The sequence below is a fragment of the Bacillus sp. NEAU-Y102 genome (assembly GCF_054788175.1).
In genome coordinates this window covers 18,993-43,300 of sequence record NZ_JBTWFK010000019.1, presented here as the reverse complement: position 1 = coordinate 43,300, position 24,308 = coordinate 18,993, and the positions used below count along the sequence as shown (strand labels likewise).

The window sequence follows — 24,308 nt, the reverse complement described above, 5'->3', positions numbered from 1 at the left end:
GTCATACGCGTCACTAATAACGGTATAAAAATGCAACAAGTATAAAATTCATAAAATATTCACAAATTTCACGAAAAATATAAACATTTATTCCAATATATTCTATATAATGAAATGTAATAAGGCTTCTATGAATCTCATAGAATACCTTACCCCTAATAAAAAAGAAAAAAGAATCCCTTTGGATTCTTTTTTCTTTTTTAATTACATTACATATTTATATAAAGCATGTGCCACACCATGTTCTTCATTTGATAACGTTTCGTATTTACAGATTGTTTTTATTTCTTCAACTGCATTACCCATCGCAATTGATATGTTCGCTTTTTCCATCATAGAAACGTCGTTTAGCCCATCACCTATCGCTACAGTGTTTTCAACTGGAATATTAAGATATTCTGCTAAAGTATATAATCCATTCCCTTTTTGAGCATCTCTATGATTAATCTCTAAATTGTGCCAATATGAAGATGTAATTGCTAAATCTGTATTATGAATAAATGTTTCTTTTAGTTTTTTTAATTTCTCAATATCATAAGAAAATGGTAATAGTTTATGCACATGTATATCTGTTTCTACAATTGGCTTACAACTTTCCGCACTATGAAACGCTGTATGCTCAAGATATAATGCTGCGATTGTTTTTAACTCTTTCAAGTCGAAATTTTCTTTTGAATTCTTCACATACTCAATTTCATTACGTACACTCTCTACTCCATAATCCGGTACATACACACCTTTATCAGTATAAAGCTGATAATATAAACCATTCTCTTCAAGATATTCCACAATTTCAAGTGCCTGCATATTTTGAATTGGATATCTCTTCATCATTTTCTTATCTTTATATATAAGCGCACCATTTTCCGCAATGATTGGACACTCTAAATCAACTTCTAACAATAATCGTTCAATATCAACAATAGAACGTCCAGTACAAATTGCTACAACATGGCCAGCTTCTTGACATGTTCGAATTGCTTCTGCATTTTCTTTACTAATCATTTTATTCCCCGAAAGAAGAGTTCCATCTAAATCAATTGCGATTAATTTCATTATTTCTTCACCACTTTCTATAAATACACGAGTTCTAATTAATTATTAGGTATCGTTTTCATACAATCCTCGTGAGGTACTTCTTATTTATAATTTATGAAAAGCGTTTCAGGTCAAGAAATAATTAAAAATAAAATCCAAAGCTTTTCTTTTTAAAAAGCTTTGGATTTCAAACTATGAATTATAACTAATGTATTTTGTCTCACACATGTACACATTTTTTTCTTCAGTTGGGATATATACTTTAAACTTTTCTAACCGTTTTCCATAGATATGAATTGTGATAACGCTTTCCTTTTTGCTAATTTCAAGAATATGACAATCCGCAGGTGGAATGACTTTATCGGTTTCTCCTTCTCCCAAATATAGATTTCCTGTATGTGTTAAATAAACAAGTGAATTTCCAAGTTGTTTCGTTTGTATAAAGTTCTGCACCATTATCCTTCCTGAAAAGACGCCTTCTACCCCCCATGTGCCGTCATGATCATGTAAAGGTGTAGATTGTCCATCTTTCCATACGAGAGCTAGTACTTCAAAACGTTTGAGCGGATCCTCATACAATAAATGTCGTGCATATTGAGTCGAATTCGCCTTCTGTTTATCTAACGGAAGCCATGTTTTCTTTTCTAAAAGTTCTTCTAGTAACTTTTCAATGCCACACACTATTTCTTCTTCAAATAAACCGTTTTCCATAAGATCTGTAACACCTTTAATAAACTTTTGAAATGATTTACTTCCATTACAAGTCAACATAGGAATCCTCCTCTACGTTTTATACAACTCCATATTAAGGTAATTACCTGAAACTCACAATTGAGAAACAAAAAACAAGATGCAAATGTATGCACCTTGTTGAGATTTTTATTTGGCTTTCAATCGAATAGGTAAGTATTTTAATGTTTGTTCATTTTCCAATATACATTTTTCTAAACAGAAAGATGGAGATAGCTCTATTTTTTCAAAAGCATTTATAAAGGTAGTTAATGCAATCTCAGCTTCTAAACGTGCAAGTGGTGCTCCTAAGCAAAAGTGAGGACCTTTCCCAAAGGTTAAATGCTTTTCATTTCCTATTCGATGTACATTAAATTGAGAGGGGTGTGAAAATTTTTTCTCATCTAAATTCGCTGCACTAACCCACGCAACAATCATCTGATCCTTTTTCATTAAAGGGCCAAATATATTTGTATCCTCTGTAATCCTCCGGGCCAATGTAACAGGAAAGCGATAGCGTAATACTTCCTCAATCGCTTTTGAAATTAAGCTAGGGGTTTTTCTTAAATCTTCATAAATTCCAGGTGAATCTACTAAAAAGCAATAAAAGCTATTAATAATTAAATTTGTAGTGGTTTCATTCCCAGCCGCTAGTAAACCTAATGAAAAGGTTACAATTTCTTCATCGGTTAATCTTTCGCCTTCATATTCAGCTCGAATTAAATCGGAAATGATATCATCAGTTAAATGATATCTCTTTACCTGAACGATCGGTAGAAGATATACTTTGAATTCATTTAATGCTATCTCTTTCTCCGCATCCAGATCATTAAACTTTTCTTTACTATACGGCATAAATAAAATATCAGACCATGCTTTAATTTTTTTACGATCTGTTGTAGGGACTCCTAATAAATCGGAAATAACGGTAACAGGTAAAGGTGCAGCAAACTGTTCAACGATATTAACTTCACTATATTTTTCGATATGCTGTACAAGTTCATCTGCGATAGCCTGTATTCGAGGTTTCCACTGTTCTAGACTTCTTGGAGTAAATGCCTTAGAAACAATGGAACGTACATTGCGATGTTCTGGTGGATCTGTAGAGTTTATATTTATTCTAGTTTCTAATGGAGGGATTGAGAATTGTCTGCGCTCCCTTCTACTTGAAAATAAGCGATAATCTGATAAAACACGATTTACATCATCATATAAAAAAACATTCCATACATCCTGCTCTTCATCATAATGAACTGGGTGATTATCCCTCATCAAACGATACCATTCATATGGATTCCATAATTCTTCTTTTGTTTTCAGCTTTGAAATTTCATGAACTAAAATAACATTTTCAGGTGAAGCCATAGTTCTTTCCTCCCTTTTCTTTTACAATAAAAGTGATAGGTCGGCAGTTCAAAGTTGTATAAACTATCATATGTTATTTTAACATATACTAAAGGAGATTTTTCATTAGAGAACTTGAGAAATATATAAGGGGGATTTTTATGTACGTTGACATTTTACTACTAGCAGAATTAACGACAGGACCAAAACATGGATATGAAATCAAAAAAAATGTTCAAAATCGTTTAGGTGAGAATTTTGAATTAAATCACAACATGCTTTACCCTGCCCTTCGGCGCTTTGAAAATATGGGTGCTATAACGAAAAAAATACATAAACAAGTTGGAAAACCAAATCGAAATATGTACGATATAACAGAAACAGGAGAAGAAATTTTTTCTGAAATGTTACGAGAGTTTCCCGAAAAACTTGCGACAAATAATGCAGAATTTCTTGTTCGTATCGCACTATTTGAAAAACTTGAATATGAAGCTAGAAAAGAGATTTTGACTGTACGTCAAAACGTACTACATAATCAACTTACCGCTATCCAGTCTCTAGAGGTTACCTCACCCTTTATTACTGAAGTCATTGAATTTAGTAAATCACGAATTGAACATGAATTGAGTTGGATTACATCACTTATGAAGAAAATATGAAAAAATAAAAAAAAAAGCTAAAATCAATGAATGAAAATGATATTTATTATCAATACTATCATTAATAAAAGGGCAACCACGATTTGGCTACCCTTAAACAATTTACACTTCTGGATCGAATGTTTTGCAATCTGTTTCTTCCGTTGTAGATGCATGTTTACCTTTATGACTTACTACGTAAATTGCCTCTGCACTACATTTATTACCGTTCGCCCAAAATTTACAGTTGTTTACTTCACATAAAACGTCTTGTGCCATAGTATCACACCTCCTTGTTCTATTATCATTAACAAAATTCGGAGGTATGATACTATTTGTCATCCATTTTTTATTCCCTTTTTAGCTTTCTTAATGGTTCAATATCTCCGCGTACAATAGCATCAATATTTCCAGTTATTTTTTCAATATCAAAATGCCACCATTGAATTTGCAATAATTCTTGAATTGTTTCATTTGAAAATCTCTCTTTTATTTTATTTGCAGGGTTTCCACCAACAATTGTATATGGTGCGACGTCTCTAGTCACAACAGATTTAGCTGCAATGATTGCACCATCCCCTATTTTTATTCCGGGCATAATTGTTGTATCCATACCAATCCAAACGTCATTTCCTATAACTGTATCACCTTTGTAAGGTAAATCAGACAAACTAGGTGTATACTTCTCCCACCCATTTCCAAATATATTAAATGGATATGCCGAAAATCCATCCATCCGATGATTGGCTCCGTTCATAATAAAGTTAACTCCAGATGCAATACAACAAAACTTTCCAATAATAAGGCGATCTCCAAGAAATTCATAATGATGTAATACTCGATTTTCAAATTTTTCTCCATCTTTCGCATCATAATAAGAATAGTCACCAACAAGTATATTAGATTTTGTTATTGTATTTTTTATAAATTGAACGTTTTGATTTCCTTCAATAGGGTATTTAATATTTGGATTAGGATTCATTCTGTACAGCACTTCCTTTACCACTTATTTCACTTTCTATCGCTATTACTGGCTTTAAATTGTATATAGGTATAATAAACAATAATCCAATTATAAAAAGTAAAGCCGTCCCTTCATACATCATACTTAATGAAAACATCTCTTTTAATGAGCCAGCTATACTCATCGTTACTACCATTGAACCGGTAAATAGTGGACTTAAAATACCATTTACACGACCTATAAAATCGGTATCGCTATTTTGAATAATAAGCGTATTAATACCAATTTGGATACAAGGAAGAGCTAAACCACTAAAAAGCTGCGCTGTAAGTGTAACCCATAAATTTGTAGAATACCCTATAATGCTAATACCAATTGCTTGACCAAGCATACCGATAATTAACATCTTTTGCGGAGCAACGTTTTTCGCAAATACCATCGCTAATGCTCCGCCAACAATCATTCCCGCACCATTTACTGTTAGTAGCCACTGTAAACTCTCTTTTGATAATCCTAACTGCTCAGTCACAATAAATATACCTAATGGCTGAATTAATCCTATACCTAGTCCTGCAGCCATAAAACAAAGCCCTAGCAAAGTTAATGCTTTTTTCTTTTTGACATACTTAATACCATCCTTCATCTCCTGCAACAGAGTGATATCTTTCTTTTCTACGTCGTTTTCAAGATCTTTCGGAAGAAATAACAATACAACTGCCGCAAGTAAAAACGAGATGCCTGTTATGATGATTGAAATATAAATTCCAAAACTATGAAAGATAAATGTCCCTAGGATTGGTCCTAATACCATAAATATTGCAAATATCGTTTGATATATAGACATTGCTAATTGAATTTGTTCCGTTGATAAATGTTGTTTAAACAACTTCATTCCAGATGGTTGTGAAAACTGTGAAAGGATTGCAGAGATGAGTGTCACAAAAAACACAATTTTCCACGTTCCAAACATAAGCGTAATTAATACAGCGAATACTGAAATGGAACTTAACGTCTCACACCATATCATTGTCTTCTTTGGCTTCCACCTATCAGCAAAAGTACCGCCAATAAATGAAAAAATAAAAATTGGAGCGAATTCAGCAACTGAAATCATCGAAATAGCAAAAGCATCACCTTTTGTCATTTCCATTACATATAATAATACCGCAAAGTTTCGAACCCATATTCCTATTTGTAAAAATAATGCTGATGCTAAAATCCCTTGAACAAACCGATTTTTTAATACTTGTGATACCCCATTGTTTTGTTTCGTTACTACATTTGTCGACATAAAAAAGCCTCCTATTTCATGTTCTGAACAGGAGGCAGCACAAATCATATAAAAAGACTATATATTCGCAGAGCGAAATACATCCCTTTTCTATAAATGTACAGACTAACCCTATTCAGAAGAATATTTCGTTTTTTAACGAAGATCTCTTACAAATAGAATTAGTTGATCATTGGGATGTCTTCACCCTTCCGTTTCGAATTTAAATAACACATACATACTCTATGTAAATCATTTTCGATGTATGCATGTCTCCTTTTACTATTCTAGAAAGTTAAAGGCAATTCCTCTAAAGAACGCATTAAATAGTTACCTTGCCATTTAATTTCTTCACGATTCCCTTTTATTTGTAGTTCAGGCATTCGATTAAACAAAGTAGTAATAGCAATCTTTGCTTCCAACCTAGCAAGTGAAGCGCCTAAGCAGAAATGGCTACCATGACCAAAGGCAATATGACGATTATTTTCCCGAGTAATATCGAATACTTCTGGGTTTTCAAATACAGTTTCATCACGGTTTGCAGAAGCTAAGGCAATGACAACCATATCTCCTTTTTCGATTGTTTGGTCGTGAATTTGAAAAGGTTCATCTGCCCATCTTGAAGTTGTAACCTCAACTGGAGAATAATATCGTAGTCCTTCCTCAATAGCGGCATCAATTAATTTTGGATTTTCTTTTAATAACTGTAATTGATCTGGATTTTCGAGGAGCGCTAATACCGTATTTGTTATTAAATTTACCGTTGTCTCGTGTCCCGCCACAATTAGTAACATTATCATTGAATATAGTTCCCGAGCGCTAAGTTTATGCCCTTCACTCTCTGCAAGTATTAAAGCACTCACCAAGTCTTCTTTTGGCTCTTTTCGTTTAATATCAACTAAATATTGAAGATATGTAATAAACTCAGATAGTTGCTTTTCAGTTTCTTTTATTTCTTCTGGTGTTTCTGGGTAAGCAATGACAGCATGAGACCAAATTCTAAATTTCGCTTGATCTTCTTTTGGAATGCCAAGCATTTCACTTATTACAATAATCGGTAAAGGGAACGAATAATCATCAACAAGATTTAATGAACCCTTTCGCTCGACTTCATTTAACAAATCATCTGCAATATCCTGTATTCTTCCTTCCAATTGCGTGATCATCTTCGGTGTAAAAGCTTTTTGTACGAGTGATCGTAAACGATTATGGTTAGGTGGATCTGAATTTAACATATGAGTAGTTAAATAATCACTATTGTCAACAGTAAGAAACACATTCAATGTATCTTGAGAAAATACATTGGCTGGATCTTTTTTTAAGCGACTATCTTTTAAAAGTGGCAAAGCATCTTCATATCTTGTGATAAGCCATTCCGCACCTAGTTCAGTTTTATTCACAAATAAGATAGGTTGCATTTTTCTAGATTCTTTATAAATTTCATACGCATCTTCTTTAAATTGAGCTGAAGCTAAATTAATGCCCTCCTCTATTTTTAGTCCAACCTTGTTTTTCATTGACATTGTATTCCCTCACTCTCATTTGTTTTTGAAAACCAACCCAACATATGCATTATACTCTAATAAAAACGTGAAAATTGTAAATTTTTAACCAAAATCTTACTTCCTATATTGAAAAATAAAAAAGTGAGAGAGTAAAATCGTTTCACTCTCCCACTACTCTTTATGCGAAGCACATAAAATTACTAATTTGTTGATAGCGATAACTTACTTTACGACGACGACCACCTTGCCAAGTGTAACCTGATACTCCGTTTCTTCTCACTTCAGTCGGAAAGAACCATAAGTCCCTTCCGAAAGGACCAGGACGATGTAAACGTAAATAGCCCCATCTTCCTAGACAATTACACATCCATGATTTCATATTGCCCGCTTGAGATGGAGACGCAAAGGTAGACGGTAACGACGGAGCTTGCGACGGCGGTGGTGACGTTGGAGCATCTTCCGCATCATCTGGTCTGTAATCTTCTTGTTCCATATCTCTCGCTTCATCTACAGATTCATACCCGTAGTTTTGTGGATTATAATACATCGCTTGATCATATGGATAATTTTGTTGGTTATACATATTAACAAATCACCTACTTTTCATTCATTACCTTTAACATTTATATGTGATATGCCCTCTCTGGGAAGCTTATGTTATAGCCCAAATTCAACTTAAAAAGCTCGTATTATTAAAAATACGAGCCTTTCAAAAATAGAAGGTGTTTATTATTTCCTTAACTTCACACTATAAAAACGCATTTCATCTAACGAACCTTCAAATTCAAATACTTCTTGTTTAATTAATTGTTTCAAGCGATATTCTAAGAAAGTATCTCCAACCAATTGTTCAACAAGACCAAGTGCTTCACCAATTACTCTAGGAGCTTTGAGGAATTCTCGATCAGCACCCACACTTTTCGCGCATTCAATTATAAATTGATCAAAATAATCTTCTTGTACAGAATATACTTCATTTTCTTTCCACACTCTTAAACATTCTACGCTTCCCGATATTCTATCCCATTCATGTTCAAACTTCATTCGCTTCTCTTCAGTTAAATAAGGTAACTTTGCAAAACTTTTTTGGAATAGAGCTAAACTTTCAGGTGGTAATTCTCCAGTTCCACGAATATCATACTCTTGTTTTAATATTTCTCGACTTGCTTCAGATGTATTAATAACTCGAATGTTTTTCTTATCCTTTAATTGTGCCATTACAAAACTTAGGCCTACATGTTCATGTGCATTATCAGCCTTCCAAATTGTAATAGGCGTTTCAACAGGAATAGTATGTAGTTCTTCTATAGTTGCTATAAATCTTGATAAATATTCTTCTTCAAAATAACTATCATAAGCAGTTAAATTATTTATTAACCACTTCTGTCTTGCTAGTTGCCCCCCATTCGTATGCAACTTATATATCGGTCCAATTGAAAAGAATTCAGAAAAAGCAACAACACTCTCTTCAAATAATTCTTCTTGACTTAACATATATGTTAAGCAACCAGCCGTTGAATCATCAAAAGCAATATGTACGTGCGTACTTTCTTTTACATTTCTTTTATAAGTAGGATTACTCGTTAATTGTTTCGGAATATCCATCAAATTTTTAATTGTATCTTCACTATAGTTTTCTTCTAATAAGTTTAACTGTATGAGAATACTTTGAAGTAAATCTTTAACCTCATCCTCGTACATATCCTCTACAGCATTTTTAATTTTATCTATCACACAAATCCCTCTATTCATTTCAAAAATAACGTAGATTATAGTGTATCATTTTAGTATAGTTCTTTAAAGTCAAATCCAGATTGCTAGAGCAATCTGGATTTTCAACAAATACTTTCCTTATATTTTTGAATTGCTAAATATTTTTACTTTGAAAATCCTTGTATCTAAATGTATAATTATATAAAAACAAAAATATAGGAGCTACATTTATGGAGAAAGTACTTACTAATTATAGACATTACTTAAAAAATTGGAGATTTATATTTATTTGCATACTACCTGTTATCGCCTTATTCGTTACTTTCTATGTCATCTTCGAACTACTGTTTCATCAAGATTTCTACTTATCTAACTTAATTTCTGCTATCATATTATTTTTAATATTTACTAATGTTAAAGATAAATTTAACATTAAAGGCTAAAGAACATTATTTAAAAATAGCCCTTTATTCTTGCATCCTACTATAAAATAAGGCTTGCAGTAAATTTTTACAAAAATAAGAGCACCCTGCAATTGGATGCTCTTATGTGATTAGAGGTTTTTTCTGAGTATTAAGTAGGACACGAAGATCTTGTCCTACTACATAATATATGCTTGTACTTATTATTTCGTGCATATATTAAGCACCATGTTCAGGTACTTAATATATGCATAGTCATTGCTAAAAAAATCTACTCAAATATTCACTATACAATTTCATATTTATAAATTAAAAAACATCCATTGGGGATGTTTTTTATCTAACGATTTTAAGCTTCCATAAACTTAGCCGGTACACCAATTTTTTCAACTACAGAAGATATATTAGTAGGATTAATCATTACATTTTCAATACATACTAATTTATTTTCTAATATCCCATTCTCTGTAGTAATAAGTTCTTCAAACCGATCTAAAGTCATTGAAAATTTGTGTTCACTTCCACCATTCATACTAACTTTTACATACTTCATAGTGTCACCGCCTTTCATAATAATTTACATTTCGACAAGAAGGCGCTTACACCCTTTTTTATTTACTCTTGGATTTCTCACGTTTACATATATTTTGAGAAAAGAAACTACTATTATTTACTCACAAAATTATTACTAATAAGAAAGATAAAGATAAAAATGCACAAAGTGGAATATATAAACCAGTATCCATTCTAGCGAAGTGCGTATCTTTTTGTCGTTTAAAGATACCAAAATAATTAAACTCACCAATTACTCTAATAGAAAAGACGATCATACAAATCCAGGAACCGACTTGAATAATAACATTAGGAACTGCAAAATGAACAATATTTGCTTGTTGCAACAAAATTATCGCTGCCATACTTAATAATAATGCAATGAACAATGTCATTCCGGCACGAGGTGTAAACGCCTTTTCCCCTGATTTAGTTGGTATAACACTATTTGTCCCCCAATTACCTCCGAAACCCCAATATACATGTAAAAAGCTAACTAAGAATAATATACAAGCAGATATATATGTAATGATAAGCATTTTATCCTCCCCTTATTTTATTTAACTTCTCACCTATAAAATATGCTATCCCCCCCTCATTAGCAACCTTTATTTAATTACATAAAAAAACCGTAATGATTTATCAATATTAAGATAAGTCATTACGGGGTTATTAAACTTCATTATGCATTAAACCTATTTCTTCGGCGTTCCATCCTTGTTTGACCTTGAACTTCATTTTCTTTGTATGGATCTATTTTCTCTGTCATTTTATATGTTGCAACTGGTTCTTCGTACTTATGCTCATGTATCTTTTCTGGAATTTTACTTTTAGATTCTTTCCCACCAAACTTAAATAGTTTCATCTTTAATTTCGGTAATCTCGGAAGACGAATCTTAAATGATAATCTTTTGCGTTTCTTTTTTGGTCCAAGTAGATTTATATTTTCTTTATTATTATCTTTCTCTTTGCGGTGAATGAACATCGCAAGTAATCCTCCTAATACAAGTCCTCCAATTAATAGTAATATATATACATAATGGCTTGTCATTAAACTCGTCATGCGTTCAAGTATGACTAACGACTGTACTTCTTTTATATCCCATAGTAAAGCGGCCCATAATGAGAATAATCCCAAAGTAAGTCCATATGTACGAAAACGAAATAAACATGGAATTAACGCGACACATGCAGCAATTTTCGCATTTACTATGATTGAGCTTGTTGTAATATCCTGATGCCAAATAACTAACAGTAATGTTATAAATGGCGCATACGCTATCCAGCTGCATATACGTGAATACATCTTTTTAGCAAAATAACTACCGAAACTAGTAAAAAATAAAAGCCCTCCAATATATACAGATTGTTCTAGAGGGATTTGCTTTGTAAGTCCTGCAATTGGAAAGAGGACGCTCAGTAGCATTAAGAGCACATCTAATTTCTTCACCATTCCCCATTCCTTTCAAATTTTTTCAATTAATAAAAATCGCTTTTCCATTTGGTATAGTTTTTGTATTTCTAAAAAACATATTAATCCTGTCTGCACATAAAGTAAATATGTAAACGAAAAGATACTTGACAAATGATATCCTTATTTGCATAAAAAAATGACAAATCCTGATCGATATAACGAGCAGGATTTGTTTACTAGTATTTAAAGTAGAATAATTGAATCTTTCTTTTCTACTTTTACTACATCTACATCCAATTCATCATCAAATTCTTTAAATTCTCTTGCATCTATGTCAGAAATATAACTCTTTATTACTTTTTCCATATGTACGGAATATGTCATGTGTACATTCTTTTTCGAAAGCATACTAGAATTACAGCACATGTAATGTATCATTTTAGCGATATAATCCCTTTCTACAGGTTTTACACCTAATGGTAGAATTTCAATTATATATCGCTGAAAAACTTCACTACAATTAAGTGAATATTCACCAGTGCTATAATACATCCCTTTTTGATCTGCATATAAGCCTATTCTATCTAGAGCATCATCACATTCTATTACACCGTAGCTTGGTACATCAAAACCTGTATTTATTCTAATAATATTTAAGTTGGGAACCTTTAATACCTCTGGAACAATATCAGGTAAAATATCTGTATTAATTTCTTTATTTTGTAACTCTTTTATCCAATATTTTCTCAAATTTGCATCTACAATGAAGTAAACTTGTTCATTTTGTTCTTTTGCATATTGTACAATTTCCATTAATGTTTCGAAAACATATTGTTTAAAAAGAGCCCCCATATCATTTCTCTTTGATGGTTGTGATAAAAATGCATTATGTTTATTTATATTTAATAATACGTAATCAATCTTTTGCCACTCTGTATTCCCATATAATTTATATAAAATTTCTTTTCCTTTTATTTTTGAAAGAATAGGTAAGAAATCAAATTTCGATATTCGTTCAATTGATAAATTAACATATGTACAAGGTAAATTTATCTTATTCCAACTACGCTTCAAAAATCCTTTTTGTTCTAATAGACTAAAAACACTATTTACAATTGTTTTACGAGATACACTTTGGCCTATAAATAAATTAATAAATGTTGAAATACGATTTGTTCGTGCAAATCCCTCTCTAATGATTTGTTTTGGATCAATTTTTTCGCGTCCATCACAATTTTTCATTGCGATTAATGCTAATGTCGCATCACTGCGCTCACCCGCGGTAGCATAGACAGCTTTCGTAACATCATCTACAAGATTTGTTTTATATTTTTGACAATATTGCATTTTATATGGATTTTGTAACACCTTTTCAATATTGTATCTCACAATCTTTAATAATACTGGGAAATCTGTATTCAATACATAAGAATTTTCACCAATTTTAGTCAAAACAATTTCGCTATCAAGTAATGCTTGTTCTATTTCCAGCGCTATATTTTCAGACCAAACTTCTAATGTTAATGTCTCTAATCCTTTTGGTGCAAATAAAGGAAATAATTCATTTTTGTTATTTGTTGCTACCTTTTTACATTCTGGAAGTATTGTGAAATAAGAGAATTTACGCTGGAATTCTTTAAATAAATACTCTCTTTCCTTTACTTTTATACCTGGTTCTATTTTAGTACCTTGGACTTTATATATTCTTTCATTGTATGGAAATAACACCCTTTTATTTTCCCCGACAATATAATCTTTCGGATATTGGAGAATATGGTCTAAATCCAAATCTCCACCTATTTGAAAATCATCTTTTAAATTTCTAAATATCTTAATCCATTTCATGCCGGTTGTAGCTTGTTGCATTTTTAGTTTTACAAACCGTATTTTTTTATTATTTGATGCAAACTCTGGGGTAGAAATCAATATCATCCCTCGTTTTCGTCTGAAAAGTAAAGGAATATCTGGATGATTATATTCTTGATATTAAGACTGTTTTTATGAACATTTCGTATAAGTATGATGTAACTGATTAAAGCTATTTTCAAAGATGACATATCGGCGATAATTTATGTCTATTCTGTTTAAGTGTTAGCAAGTTCGTTTGCAAACTTGTTAGCACTTTTTTGTTTAGATAATACACACATTCCTTCTTGATATACTGATTATGTACCCAATTGGTACATATGATCTAAAAATACACCTTCGTTTTATATGGTTTCATTTCGTTTCATTTCGTTTCACACGTCTTATTAAATGTACGTTTATCTGATAACGTTTTTCTACGATTTCACTACTTGTTATTAATTCGTGGCTGATTTTATTAGCCACTTAAATGTTAATGTAATTAGAATTTCTTTATGTCTTATCCTTCTACAGGCATATTGTCCTCCCTATTTGTATTCTTACTTAGTGATTTTTTAAATTCTTGAATGCATATTAATTTTTTATTTATTTCCGTAGATTTTTATTTTTAGGGGGATAGTGAATAACAAGTAAGGTCACTATATTCATGATGCATTCAAAACAATGTTAGGAGGACTATTTATGCCACATGACGATCAATATACTGCCGTAGGCCCGCCACTCGCTGGATCTGGATTTCCATTCGCTGCATTTTCTACAAAAACAATAAAGATGGAATATGGAATAAATGTACAGGGGAAGCAATGTGGGGTTTATGGTGAGGGCTTCACTAATCCAAGTAACGATAGGTTTACCCCTGTACCAGGAATTGGAGTTTGCGGGCGCGGCGAGAATTTCGGTGTATTCGGAGACGGTTTTCAGGGTATTGTTGGGGTTGTTGGTCAACATAACAGAAAAAACCGGGCTGGCGTAGTTGGCGCTGTAAAGTTAGGAGGACTAGGTGTTGTTGGGACAAGTAATGCAAGCATAAACCCTACAATTTACGATTCATTTATTGATCCAGCTAATGGATTAGGAACTGGTATTTATGGTGAAAGTGAGAAAGGCATTGGGGTTTATGGAATTTCACAAGAAAGAACCGGGCGTGGTGGTGTATTTAAATCAAGCAAAGGAGCTCAAGTTCGTCTTACTCCAAATGACCTGGGAGCTCTACCAAAAGATGGATGTCCTGGTGATTTGCTCGTCACTTTTGACTTTAATGACTCTAAAAATCGCGAAAAATCGTTTAAACTTTGGTTCTGTATCAAAGAAGAGGATGGAAGCACCGCTGCACAATGGGCACCGGTTTCTCTTGGTACACCAACTTATGGTACAATATAGCCTTAACATAACTATGTGACCATTGTAGTAAGTGTACGAATTATTTCCACTCTCTATTTATATATATATCTACCTATTTGTTTGTGATTAAAATCCTTCTATTACAGATACTTTTATAAACACGTCAGATTTGGCTACCAGTTGTTCCAATTTCTTTTCCCTATATTTTGTTATGGTGAAGGAATGGATCGCTGGTAGTTTTCCGTTTATCGTGAAGGAGTTGTCCAAGAAATGTACATAAATGTATTACATATCGAACCGAAGCTGGAAACTGTATACTGTATAGATGCTTTCGGTTTAAATATGGAATTTAAATTCGATTAATTAGTTGATATAAACTAAAAAAGCCGCCTCAGGGCGGCACTTATTTTTGCTCATAAAATTATTCTTTTGTATAGTAATAATTTAATCCTTTAGCATCTAACCACGCTGTTGCTTTATCTAGCTCGCTACCTTGACGATAATCCGACTCAAAATAAACAAGCCCCTGACGATCTCCGCGGGAAACAATTTTTGAAGTGTACCCAAGCTTATCCATCATTTGAATCATTTCAGGAACTAAATTTACACCAAATTCATAAGTAACCACCTTATTATGTTTGCTCACGATAATCTCCACTCCTTCTTCTTTATACGATTTATTTGTAAACCAATCTAACGACTTGCTTCCAATTAATTCATTCAAATCACACTTTCCAATACCAGGTACATTTCCTGTTTCAGTGTATTGCCAGATATCACATGGATAAGCTGGTCTATTCCCGCCATAACGAGGAATCCATACAAAGTCAGATTTTACATTTGCCATTCCGAATGGAGCATACATATGATGGCCAACATATAAACCAACTTTTTGAGCACCTAATCGGCGTAGTTCATCGATAAACGCTTGCGTGCCCGCTCTCATATCATCCATTGTTTTTACTTCTACATCAGCAACCCAGACTGTTGCACTCTTGTCTCCACGATTCCAGAAGTCTCGAGCTTCTACACGTGCATCATTCTCGGAAACGAAACGACAGAATGCATAGTTACCAAAAGGAATGCCATGTTGTTTCATGGATTGTACATATCCCTTATATAATGGATCTGCATAATTTGAACCATCTTGTACACGAGCGATGATGAAATCAATGTATTGTTTGGCTATAGGCCAGTTAATACCACCATTCCATTTTGAAATATCTACAATGTGTCCCATTATTGAACATCTCCTTTTTTCTCTTCTTGTTTTTGTTTGCCACCTAAAATTTCAACTGCATTTGTTAAGGCTTGTGGAAGTGGAATACCCATTCGTCCAGCATTTTCTAAAAGTGAAAGTAACTCATTGCCCATGAAGAAGAAAATGGTCGCTTCACGAATTGCGCTGTTACTTCCCAGTGCTGAATCTAGTTGAGCAGCCGCTCCGACCAAAAGAAAAAGCACCACCTTTTTGGCGATGCCCTTAAAACCAACTTTACTTTTTAATTCTCCGTTATATCCTGCTGCAATCATGCCAGTTAAATAATCAATAACTGCCATCGTCACTAAAATTTTCAATGTTGCATCCCATCCCCCCAAGAAATACCCACAGAAGCCACCAAACGTAGCTATAAATGCTTTCAGTAATACATCAATGCGATCCACATTCTTTCCTCCTTCTTCTAAATAAAAAAGAGAGACACTTGTCCCTCTTTCACAAATACTTTTATATATACACCCTAAATCCAACCTTTGAATATCAAACCTAAAACTGCCATAACTATTGCACTAATAACAATACGTAAAATCCATGTGGTATTTAGACTGATTTTTTCTAATTGCTTATTGATGGTAGAAATATCTTTTTCATTTATCGTCGTACGAGTTTCCAAATTACGAATATCTCGCATGATTTCTTTTTGTTCTGCTTTTAGGCTGTCGACTTTTACATATACGTCTTCCATACATTCACATCCTTTTGAAATCTTAATAAAGCAATCTCTAAATAGTATGAGACAACCCTTTTTTAAGTGAATGCATGGGCTAATTTTTATACAAAAGCCCTATTTTATACAAAATAAAAAACCTGCTTATGCACGCTTCATTTGTAATAATTAAATTAAAAAGCTCATTGCAATATGAATGGTATTTCCACTCTGAACACCATTTACGAAAATTCCACCATCACTTTTAACTGTAACTTCACAAACTGTTGGTACAGCTCCATATGCCAGTGCCGGAAAAGCGATATTTTGCACAGGTCGAAAGCCAACTGGAAGTGTTGCAAATACAGTTGTATTTGCCGGATTTTTAACTGATCCAATGACAGATATCTGCTCCCCACTTCTCTTGTACTTCATTATCCTATCAGCAATGATCTCTACACCAGTTGTAGGAAGGTTAATCCATCCTGTATCCGTTGCTTGTTTTACTGTACCGTCAGTCCGAAATTCCACTTTTTTAGACCAATCCCAAGTATCCCCCTGTTCCTTTGTAGAAGGAGCAAAAATCAGCTCTCCCTGCGCCCCTTTGTGAATGACTGTCTTATAAGAACGACTTCCCAGCACAATTGCGTTATCAATCTTAAATTCAAGTAATCCATTTATGATGTCGCCAGCTTTCTTAACAAGGTTTGTATTAGCGGAAACATTAAACGTTTTATTGTAACGATTATAATCCCAAACGCCTTGATTTCCTTTAACATCCCTAATCCCGTAATAACCATCCCCTGTTTGGTAGAAGTTGAGCTCTTCAACTCCTGCCGTAGAGAATGCTATTTTGTTAGTATTGGCTGTACCCGCCCTGTCAAACAAGAGGTTGCCAGGCATCGTATCGCCGCTTTTCTTAACAACATCCATAGCATTTAATTTCTGTTGTAACTCGTCCAACGTTTTCTTAATAATTTCAAACTCAGAAATATAATTTTCAATTTTAATATTTCCTTCTTTCACATCTCGCCTTAATGTAATCCGAATGTCTGGTGTACTCATTCGTTCTGTACTTTTTTCCATAACAAAATAAGCTGTCCAATCATCCGATGTGGAAACAGCTTGCGAGGACAATGTGTATGAAAATACGCCATTCTTTGCGTCAACTATTTGAGCATCATCCCGAACGAACAGTCCAATTTGATTAATCGCTTCATACTTCACTGCATACCCTGTTAAATCAACATTTTGCCCCTTCTCTCTTACATATACAGTAATCTTCAACCCGTTTTTATCATTTTGTCTCGAACGAATTATTTTGGTAAACACAGGATCTGCTAAATCTATAATAATTTCCTCATTTCGCATGACTACACCTCTCTCTAACTATTCCTTTTCACGCGTCTAGGCGGTCTTCTTTGACGTTTTACTTTGTTCCTGTGTTTTATATTTCCTTTAGGTTTTATTGGCTCTAATTCTTCGATTCTAGCATCTGTTTTGGCTACATACTCCTGAAATGCTTTAACAGTCTGCGCAATCATTCCATATAAGCCAACACCATTTTCTTTTGATTCATCCGGAAGTACAACTCCATAGTGCGTTGTAATATCGTTTGTTGTAAGGAGTGGATCTCCTTCTTTACGGTTCATACGCATATCATATAATTGAGCCATTTCTGTTTTAAGGTTATATTGTTTAATCTCCCACCCCATTACCTTCTCTAACGCGTCAAATTTAATATCACGTATATTGGTTTTATATTTCTTTTTTGAAGACACTTTAAAATCTGCTGCTAATACACCGTTAAAATAAGTTCCTCCACCACTTTTTACTTGCACATAGGTACTTTCATAATTTCTATTATTCCGTAATAAGATGTTCTGAAATACGATGTCACTATCTCCACCAGGTGTCAACTTCAAATCCACAATTCGATCTCCATTTTGGCGAAAGTTAAACCCTTCTTTTGCAGTAAAATAAGCGCCACCTGCTTTACTTTCCAGAAAAAGATTATTTTGACACTTCAAAGAAGCATAGGATTCTTTTGACTCGAGTTCTAAGCTTTGATCCGAACTTAGTTCCGCATGGCCATTTTTATTAAACGCAAGAGATGCTGAGAAATAGACCCTTGTTAGGTCACCATTTTGATACCCATTCGATATTCCGATTCCCCCTGACTTCGGAGAACCATCTAGCTGATAAACTAACACTGCACCTTGCGTGGCTGTTATATCATTGTTGCCACCTAATACAATAGTGGGTTGCATGACATTATTATTATTTATATAATAGCCCATGAAAATCCGAGTGATATACGATTCCATTAATCTAATAAATTGCTTGGAAATAGAAACATAATTGGAATCATTGGCAGTTCTAAGAGTGGTTCCTGTTATTTCTCCGCCTCGAATCAAATTTCCATTCAATACTCCAGTAGTGATGAAATCCGCAACAATACGCCCATCTTTTGTCATTGCTATTTCATACGGACCATTTACCCCGTTTGATGAATAACCTAACCCGTTTATGTTCCACTGCCACACTTTTGAAGCTGTCATTTCATTTTTGGTATCCATAATTAAAATTCGGTCTGGATATACACGTACATTTCCACCAAACCCTGAATTAATTAGTTTTGTTGCATTTTCTTTCGCCGCATCAAGTAAAGATCCTGGCATATTGGATAAATCTTGTTGAATTTGATCCACTTTACCTGTAACGTCTGTAAAAGATTCTTTAAAGTTACCAATGGTTACATTGATATATTCCTTTTTAATTGGATCATATTTATACGCAATGACTTTTGCTTGAATATCAATACCATCTTCCTCATGTTTAACTGTAACAATATCCCCCATCCAGACACGCTGTAAAATTTTATATTCCTTATACTCCTCTGTTTGAGACAACTCTTGAAATTCAACCTTATAAGTCGCTTTTGGTTGATCTACCATCTGAATATCAAACATATTTTTAGCGGCTTGACGTAACCTTTTATATGCTTCTTCTAGAGGTACTGCGTCTTCATCATTCGCATTTTTACCAATAGCCGCTTTTATATGATTAAACTCAATTACTCGTATTCTTGGATGCGGATACTTATTAATTAGTGGGCTATCTACATATTTTTCTGGTAATAACAATCCGTCAAACCCTTGTGGCATAATTCTGGTAGTAGGGCTTTTCCAGTCCACACTTCCCTCATACCCTAACAAATCTTTTTTATGCCTGATAACTACTCCACGGTTAGATCCTCGGCTTTTCAACATCTTTACATCAAAGTTATCTCTTTTTAATTCGCCACCCCATCGATTTACGAATGAGTTATCTTGGCTCGTATCCAACATTGCTTCAACTGGATTCTTTCGAACAATACGTGCGGTGGATATATTTGTTACATCAGAATAAAAAGTAAAAGGATGCTTATATTGACAACCTGATGATAACCTAGCCATAGCCGCACTACCATTTGTGGGCTGAATAAATATATCTTCAATCAAGTTTTCCGTTAAATCATAAAAAATGTGATAACAAACCGCTTTGATTTCTCCCATGCTCACTTTAGGAGTCACCACGCGAAATAACTGATCCCCATCAGGAGTAGGAACTTTTATGATGCTCATTCCGTCAATCTTCGTTCCATATGGAGCAAATAAAGGATAATTAAAATTAAAAACAAATAAACCGTTGAGTTCTTCCTCAACAGTTGCACTATAAATATGTTTATCTAAAACACCAATTCCGTTATGCGTAAAATCTGTTTCATTTGGTTTATATAAAGTAATCATTATTTATATCTCCATCTTGGTTGAATTGAAATAAATTGAATAGCACCTGACCACTCTATTTTATTTTCTCCTATTTGGAATTCTGGAAAACCACCAATCATCTTATCATTCATTGATACTGTACCACTGTATGCCTCTAATAATTCTGAATCTATTACAACAGAACCATTTACATCTTTAATCTGAAAAGAAACATCATTAATAAAAATTCGAAATGTACCATTCCCTGCAACAAACAACATTGGAGTTGATTCCATTGTACCTGGATTATAAATAGTTCCAGGAGTACTCAACATTATGTTTGCATTTTCTGTATACTCAAACGGATCAAGCGTAAAGTCGACTTCAAACTCACCGTGTTCTTCTATTTCATTCGCAATATCACCTACTACAACATGTTTAATTTTTCGATACACATCATCATCTGTAAAATATAGTGTCTTGCCATTCATCAACCAAGCCTTCATGCGCCGAACTAATGGCTTAATATTCTCTTCTTCAAGCATATTGAATTTTATTTTTAAAGGGACGTCTTTAAACGCCCCTTTTTTTGTAAGTGAACCATGTCTACCCGGCAATTCAATATGTTCTACTTCCTGTTCTGCTGTAGGAATAACAGGGCGTTCTACCATACATATTCCATAGTCACTTGCTAACTGATTATCGATACCTATGTCTAGCAATTTAAGTCCTCCCTATTCCTATTTTTACATTACGGCCACGCTCAGCAAACCAATCATTTGCTTTTTCAAACATACGATCCACATCACGTTCATTATTAATTGTGTTATAAAAATTAATTTCTACAGGACCACTGTCAATTTGTTGAACAATCGGTTGGACTGCTCTTGTCGCTAACGTAGACAGATTAGAAGCGATGTTATCTTGTTTATTTATTCCATATAAATTTAACTTTTTAAAAGTATCATCAACCATATTTGAAATGTTATTAAGTGCGGATTGTAACACATTACCTTTGGTTGACTTTTGGTTTGGTGCATTATAAAAATCTTTAAAAATCTGCTCTCTGAAACCAGCTACTTTCTTACCTATCTCCAACCACTTTCCAGACTCTACAAATTCCTCTTCTAATATCTTTTGAAAAGGATCTCCACTCTCTAATACACTACGAATATAACGAGCAACAGGATTATTTTCGCTCATACCACTATTAACATCATAACCTTCAAGCTCTTTACCAACTTGTTTAAGCGCATCCCTCATGTCTACGGGTAAATGGGTAATCCAATCATTAAGATAGTCACCATCTTCCAATATTGCCTCAAAATAACTCCGAAGAGGATTATTATTATTCATGTCGTTTAAAGTGGAGCTATTGAAAGTATTTAACGTAGTTTCTAATACCGTATACACTAAATTTGCTAAGTTTTTAGCTGCCGCAAGAACTGTTGACATTGATTGTTCCATACCAACAGCAAGCCCAGCACCAACTTGTTTACCAACCTGATCCCTCATTTTTCGAGATGGACTATGGATGTCGAAGAAGGAAGTAAAACCGTCAAGAATATCGTTACCAATAGATTTCACCTTATTTAACACTTTACCAGCCATACTACCTAGGCCGTCTATCAATCCACTTATAATATCTTTACCTATCTTGAATAAATCAATTTTCTTTAATGTATCAACAATCTTCGGTACAATATCTGTCACGATTGTAGAACCTAATTTTCCAACCATACTCACGATACCTTTTATTAAAGCCCAGATCAGTTGAACACCAGCTTCAAGGATTTTAGGTAGATTCTTAATTAACTCTCCCGCTAAAGTAACAATTAGCTTTAATGCTGCTGCAATTAATTCCGGTATCACCTTTACAATCCCAGCAATCAACATAAGTAAAATTTTCACACCAGCTTCCAGTATCTTCGGCAAGTTCGCAATTAATGTGGATGCTATTTTGACAATTAAATCTAATGCTGCATTAATAAGTTGTGGTAACACTTGTACGATTCCATCAATAATGGCCATTAAAATCTTTACACCGGATTCAATTATTTTAGGTAAGTTTGTTAATAAAGTATCTGCTACTTTGGTTATAAGATTTATCGCTAAATCAATAAGTTGCGGTAGCATTTTAATGATTCCGTCTATTAAGCTAGTTAAAACCTTAACACCAGCTTCAATTATCATAGGTAAATTCGCTGTAATGGCTTCAATTAAAGTTGTAATGACTGTAATAATCGCTAAAGCAATCATCGGTAAAGCTTGTGTGATTCCTGTAATTAATGAGACTAATAAATTTATTCCCATTTCAATTAGCTGTGGTAAAAATGACATAATTCCGTTAATAATCGTTTGAATAATCGTTACAGCTATTTGGATTAACTGCGGAAGCATCTGCATGATTCCGTTTATTAAGGTTAAAATCAATTGAAGTCCTGTTTCTATCAGTGTAGGTAAGACTTGTACAATTCCAGAAATCAAAGTTTGAATGATCTGTATTCCCGTTTGAACAATCATAGGGAGATAGGTAGCAATCATCTGTGAAATTGTATTTATAATCCCAACAATGGCTTCTAGGATAATTGGAGCCGCTACAACCAAGCCATTCACGAGGTTTGAAATCATTTGTGATCCCGCTTCTAGAAATTGCGGTAATACTGTTGTTACAAAGTTAGCTATATTGGTAAAAATATTTGTAATAGTTTCAAGAATAATCCCTGAGTTTGCATTCAAATACTCCGCTATAGCTGGTAAATAACGAGATACCGAGACGAGCACACCAGGAAGCCCACCAATAATTGCTCCTGCGATTGTAGGGCCAATCATCTTAAAAATTTCACCTAACTGGCTAAAATCTCCCGAAAAGACCGCTTTTACTGCATCAAAAAGATGAAGGCATGCTTCACGTATCTTACTAACTGCCAATCCTATCATTTCAGCCGCATCTTGAAATCCTTTTGGCAAATGAGTAATCCAATCATTTAAATAATCTCCATCAACAGCCGTATAGAATAGATATTTACCTAGTGAAGATAATGCGTGTCCAAAGTTTTGAACGCTTTCAATTACACTCGTAATGCTATTTTTGAACCCTTCATTGGTTTGCCACAAATTCCGCATCCAAATGACCAATCCGGCAATAGCTGCGGATGCGGCTATTACTCCCCCAACTAACAATGCAACTGGACCAGCAACAGCCCCAATACTTACACCCAATATACCAGCTATACTGGATAAGGTGACAAATACTGGGGCTAACGCCATACATGCTCCAACAAGAATCCCGAGCGCGGTTACAATTGTTGTTATAGCTGCTGATAACGCTGGGTGTTCCGAAACGAAGCCCGCAAAAGCACTTATTACATCAGCAATGACTCCCAAAACAGGTTCAAGTGCCATTTTTAAGTCATTCATAGCTTTTTGAAACTTTACAGCTGGGCTGGCATCCATTTTCTTAATCATTTCATTTAGCTGTTCTTGATTCTTGTTTAAATCTATAACTTTATCTTGAGCGCCAATAAGTGTATTGGTGATATTCTGGCCTTGATCTTCATACATCGTTCCGAAAAGCTTAACACCAATCTCATTTCGCTTTGTTTCATCTTCAATACTAGCCAATGCTTTAGCAATCTCTGTCATAGCTGCTGAACCTTCTTTACCGCCTTTAGCGACAGATTGCCCCCACTTTTCTAACTGATCAGCCGATATTTTAGTACCTTCAAGAGCTTCTTTCATAGACTTGTCGACACCTTGACCAAATTCAGCCGCTTTAACACGGCCTTCTTTTAATCCATCTAAGAGATTATCAATCATTTGTAGTCAACGTGAT

The 24,308-nt window shown here is 33.9% G+C and carries 23 protein-coding genes and 2 pseudogenes; 4 read left to right on the top strand and 21 right to left on the bottom strand.

The window, feature by feature from the left end:
* Positions 1–204: 204 nt before the first annotated feature.
* The 3 genes from ACYFX0_RS29690 to ACYFX0_RS29680 form a co-directional block, all read right to left on the bottom strand.
* On the bottom strand, positions 205–1,056 hold the full coding sequence (locus tag ACYFX0_RS29690) for a Cof-type HAD-IIB family hydrolase (RefSeq protein ID WP_000766389.1): 852 nt from the start codon (positions 1,054–1,056) through the stop codon (positions 205–207).
* Between the two features lie 174 nt (positions 1,057–1,230).
* Positions 1,231–1,809 carry a cysteine dioxygenase family protein gene (locus tag ACYFX0_RS29685; protein WP_000954440.1) on the bottom strand — a complete coding sequence of 193 codons (579 nt, stop codon included), beginning with the start codon at positions 1,807–1,809 and terminating at the stop codon, positions 1,231–1,233.
* A 108-nt stretch (positions 1,810–1,917) separates the two neighbouring features.
* Positions 1,918–3,132 carry a cytochrome P450 gene (locus ACYFX0_RS29680; protein ID WP_106082202.1) on the bottom strand — a complete coding sequence of 405 codons (1,215 nt, stop codon included), beginning with the start codon at positions 3,130–3,132 and terminating at the stop codon, positions 1,918–1,920.
* A 140-nt stretch (positions 3,133–3,272) separates the two neighbouring features.
* Between ACYFX0_RS29680 and ACYFX0_RS29675 the strand changes: the two genes are divergently transcribed.
* On the top strand, positions 3,273–3,770 hold the full coding sequence (locus tag ACYFX0_RS29675) for a PadR family transcriptional regulator (RefSeq protein ID WP_000289121.1): 498 nt from the start codon (positions 3,273–3,275) through the stop codon (positions 3,768–3,770).
* A 102-nt stretch (positions 3,771–3,872) separates the two neighbouring features.
* Here ACYFX0_RS29675 and ACYFX0_RS29670 read toward each other — a convergent pair whose 3' ends face one another.
* The 6 genes from ACYFX0_RS29670 to ACYFX0_RS29645 form a co-directional block, all read right to left on the bottom strand.
* Positions 3,873–4,028, bottom strand: a complete 156-nt coding sequence (locus ACYFX0_RS29670) for a DUF1540 domain-containing protein (protein WP_000046095.1) — start codon at positions 4,026–4,028, stop codon at positions 3,873–3,875.
* A 70-nt stretch (positions 4,029–4,098) separates the two neighbouring features.
* Entirely contained in the window at positions 4,099–4,731 is a 633-nt protein-coding gene (locus ACYFX0_RS29665; protein WP_001069207.1) for a Vat family streptogramin A O-acetyltransferase, read from the bottom strand.
* A complete protein-coding gene (locus ACYFX0_RS29660) occupies positions 4,721–6,004 on the bottom strand; it encodes an MFS transporter (protein ID WP_000106398.1) in 1,284 nt (427 codons plus the stop codon). The genes ACYFX0_RS29665 and ACYFX0_RS29660 overlap by 11 nt, the downstream gene beginning before the upstream one ends.
* Before the next feature lie 266 nt (positions 6,005–6,270).
* Complete coding sequence (cypA, locus tag ACYFX0_RS29655) at positions 6,271–7,506, bottom strand: cytochrome P450 (RefSeq protein WP_106082201.1); 1,236 nt, start codon at positions 7,504–7,506, stop codon at positions 6,271–6,273.
* Between the two features lie 160 nt (positions 7,507–7,666).
* Positions 7,667–8,071, bottom strand: a complete 405-nt coding sequence (locus ACYFX0_RS29650; protein WP_000282691.1) for a hypothetical protein — start codon at positions 8,069–8,071, stop codon at positions 7,667–7,669.
* A gap of 146 nt (positions 8,072–8,217) precedes the next feature.
* The gene (locus ACYFX0_RS29645) at positions 8,218–9,222 is read right to left on the bottom strand and encodes a DUF1835 domain-containing protein (RefSeq protein ID WP_016098570.1); all 1,005 of its coding nucleotides are present in this window, start codon (positions 9,220–9,222) and stop codon (positions 8,218–8,220) included.
* A gap of 209 nt (positions 9,223–9,431) precedes the next feature.
* On the opposite strand from ACYFX0_RS29645, the gene ACYFX0_RS29640 reads away from it, so the two are divergent.
* On the top strand, positions 9,432–9,644 hold the full coding sequence (locus tag ACYFX0_RS29640) for a hypothetical protein (RefSeq protein WP_000416837.1): 213 nt from the start codon (positions 9,432–9,434) through the stop codon (positions 9,642–9,644).
* Positions 9,645–9,972: 328 nt separating this feature from the next.
* Here ACYFX0_RS29640 and ACYFX0_RS29635 read toward each other — a convergent pair whose 3' ends face one another.
* The 4 genes from ACYFX0_RS29635 to ACYFX0_RS29620 all read right to left on the bottom strand — a co-directional run bounded on the left by ACYFX0_RS29635 (position 9,973) and on the right by ACYFX0_RS29620 (position 13,515).
* Complete coding sequence (locus ACYFX0_RS29635; RefSeq protein ID WP_000878369.1) at positions 9,973–10,176, bottom strand: hypothetical protein; 204 nt, start codon at positions 10,174–10,176, stop codon at positions 9,973–9,975.
* 121 nt (positions 10,177–10,297) lie between these two features.
* Complete coding sequence (locus tag ACYFX0_RS29630) at positions 10,298–10,714, bottom strand: DUF3995 domain-containing protein (RefSeq protein ID WP_000905578.1); 417 nt, start codon at positions 10,712–10,714, stop codon at positions 10,298–10,300.
* A gap of 143 nt (positions 10,715–10,857) precedes the next feature.
* Entirely contained in the window at positions 10,858–11,625 is a 768-nt protein-coding gene (locus ACYFX0_RS29625) for a DUF3959 family protein (RefSeq protein WP_074790193.1), read from the bottom strand.
* Positions 11,626–11,832: 207 nt separating this feature from the next.
* Positions 11,833–13,515: an RNaseH domain-containing protein gene (locus ACYFX0_RS29620; protein ID WP_460272040.1), complete on the bottom strand. Its 1,683-nt coding sequence runs from the start codon at positions 13,513–13,515 to the stop codon at positions 11,833–11,835.
* Between the two features lie 621 nt (positions 13,516–14,136).
* Between ACYFX0_RS29620 and ACYFX0_RS29615 the strand changes: the two genes are divergently transcribed.
* A complete protein-coding gene (locus ACYFX0_RS29615) occupies positions 14,137–14,835 on the top strand; it encodes a hypothetical protein (RefSeq protein ID WP_098902563.1) in 699 nt (232 codons plus the stop codon).
* 87 nt (positions 14,836–14,922) lie between these two features.
* Here ACYFX0_RS29615 and ACYFX0_RS29610 read toward each other — a convergent pair.
* Positions 14,923–15,042, bottom strand: a pseudogene (locus tag ACYFX0_RS29610) (replication-relaxation family protein); the annotation flags it as partial.
* Between ACYFX0_RS29610 and ACYFX0_RS29605 the strand changes: the two are divergent.
* Positions 15,037–15,159, top strand: a pseudogene (locus ACYFX0_RS29605) (YolD-like family protein); the annotation flags it as partial. The pseudogenes ACYFX0_RS29610 and ACYFX0_RS29605 sit on opposite strands and share 6 nt — an antisense overlap.
* A 58-nt stretch (positions 15,160–15,217) precedes the next feature.
* On the opposite strand, the gene ACYFX0_RS29600 reads toward ACYFX0_RS29605, so the two are convergent.
* From ACYFX0_RS29600 to ACYFX0_RS29570, 7 genes are all read right to left on the bottom strand, one after another.
* A complete protein-coding gene (locus ACYFX0_RS29600; RefSeq protein ID WP_086398295.1) occupies positions 15,218–16,036 on the bottom strand; it encodes a GH25 family lysozyme in 819 nt (272 codons plus the stop codon).
* A complete protein-coding gene (locus ACYFX0_RS29595; RefSeq protein ID WP_086398294.1) occupies positions 16,036–16,461 on the bottom strand; it encodes a phage holin family protein in 426 nt (141 codons plus the stop codon). Before ACYFX0_RS29595 ends, ACYFX0_RS29600 begins: the two co-directional genes overlap by 1 nt.
* Before the next feature lie 74 nt (positions 16,462–16,535).
* Positions 16,536–16,760, bottom strand: coding sequence for a hemolysin XhlA family protein (locus tag ACYFX0_RS29590; protein ID WP_460272039.1), 225 nt, complete (start codon positions 16,758–16,760; stop codon positions 16,536–16,538).
* 150 nt (positions 16,761–16,910) lie between these two features.
* Positions 16,911–18,092, bottom strand: coding sequence for a BppU family phage baseplate upper protein (locus tag ACYFX0_RS29585; protein ID WP_460272038.1), 1,182 nt, complete (start codon positions 18,090–18,092; stop codon positions 16,911–16,913).
* Positions 18,093–18,106: 14 nt separating this feature from the next.
* Entirely contained in the window at positions 18,107–20,512 is a 2,406-nt protein-coding gene (locus ACYFX0_RS29580) for a phage tail spike protein (RefSeq protein ID WP_460272037.1), read from the bottom strand.
* Positions 20,512–21,195: a phage tail protein gene (locus tag ACYFX0_RS29575; RefSeq protein ID WP_460272036.1), complete on the bottom strand. Its 684-nt coding sequence runs from the start codon at positions 21,193–21,195 to the stop codon at positions 20,512–20,514. The genes ACYFX0_RS29580 and ACYFX0_RS29575 overlap by 1 nt, the downstream gene beginning before the upstream one ends.
* A 1-nt stretch (position 21,196) precedes the next feature.
* Positions 21,197–24,037 (bottom strand): phage tail protein, encoded by a 2,841-nt coding sequence (locus ACYFX0_RS29570; RefSeq protein ID WP_460272043.1) that lies wholly within the window; start codon positions 24,035–24,037, stop codon positions 21,197–21,199.
* Between the last annotated feature and the right edge of the window lie 271 nt (positions 24,038–24,308).

Coding starts and splice junctions, on each gene's coding strand:
- ACYFX0_RS29570 (WP_460272043.1), bottom strand. CDS start 24,037: ATGTATGAAGATCAAGGCCAGAATATCACCAATACACTTATTGGCGCT.
- ACYFX0_RS29585 (WP_460272038.1), bottom strand. CDS start 18,092: ATGCGAAATGAGGAAATTATTATAGATTTAGCAGATCCTGTGTTTACC.
- ACYFX0_RS29590 (WP_460272039.1), bottom strand. CDS start 16,760: ATGGAAGACGTATATGTAAAAGTCGACAGCCTAAAAGCAGAACAAAAA.
- ACYFX0_RS29670 (WP_000046095.1), bottom strand. CDS start 4,028: ATGGCACAAGACGTTTTATGTGAAGTAAACAACTGTAAATTTTGGGCG.
- ACYFX0_RS29600 (WP_086398295.1), bottom strand. CDS start 16,036: ATGGGACACATTGTAGATATTTCAAAATGGAATGGTGGTATTAACTGG.
- ACYFX0_RS29675 (WP_000289121.1), top strand. CDS start 3,273: ATGTACGTTGACATTTTACTACTAGCAGAATTAACGACAGGACCAAAA.
- ACYFX0_RS29580 (WP_460272037.1), bottom strand. CDS start 20,512: ATGATTACTTTATATAAACCAAATGAAACAGATTTTACGCATAACGGA.
- ACYFX0_RS29665 (WP_001069207.1), bottom strand. CDS start 4,731: ATGAATCCTAATCCAAATATTAAATACCCTATTGAAGGAAATCAAAAC.
- ACYFX0_RS29615 (WP_098902563.1), top strand. CDS start 14,137: ATGCCACATGACGATCAATATACTGCCGTAGGCCCGCCACTCGCTGGA.
- ACYFX0_RS29685 (WP_000954440.1), bottom strand. CDS start 1,809: ATGTTGACTTGTAATGGAAGTAAATCATTTCAAAAGTTTATTAAAGGT.
- ACYFX0_RS29680 (WP_106082202.1), bottom strand. CDS start 3,132: ATGGCTTCACCTGAAAATGTTATTTTAGTTCATGAAATTTCAAAGCTG.
- ACYFX0_RS29630 (WP_000905578.1), bottom strand. CDS start 10,714: ATGCTTATCATTACATATATATCTGCTTGTATATTATTCTTAGTTAGC.
- ACYFX0_RS29690 (WP_000766389.1), bottom strand. CDS start 1,056: ATGAAATTAATCGCAATTGATTTAGATGGAACTCTTCTTTCGGGGAAT.
- cypA (WP_106082201.1), bottom strand. CDS start 7,506: ATGTCAATGAAAAACAAGGTTGGACTAAAAATAGAGGAGGGCATTAAT.
- ACYFX0_RS29650 (WP_000282691.1), bottom strand. CDS start 8,071: ATGTATAACCAACAAAATTATCCATATGATCAAGCGATGTATTATAAT.
- ACYFX0_RS29660 (WP_000106398.1), bottom strand. CDS start 6,004: ATGTCGACAAATGTAGTAACGAAACAAAACAATGGGGTATCACAAGTA.
- ACYFX0_RS29635 (WP_000878369.1), bottom strand. CDS start 10,176: ATGAAGTATGTAAAAGTTAGTATGAATGGTGGAAGTGAACACAAATTT.
- ACYFX0_RS29640 (WP_000416837.1), top strand. CDS start 9,432: ATGGAGAAAGTACTTACTAATTATAGACATTACTTAAAAAATTGGAGA.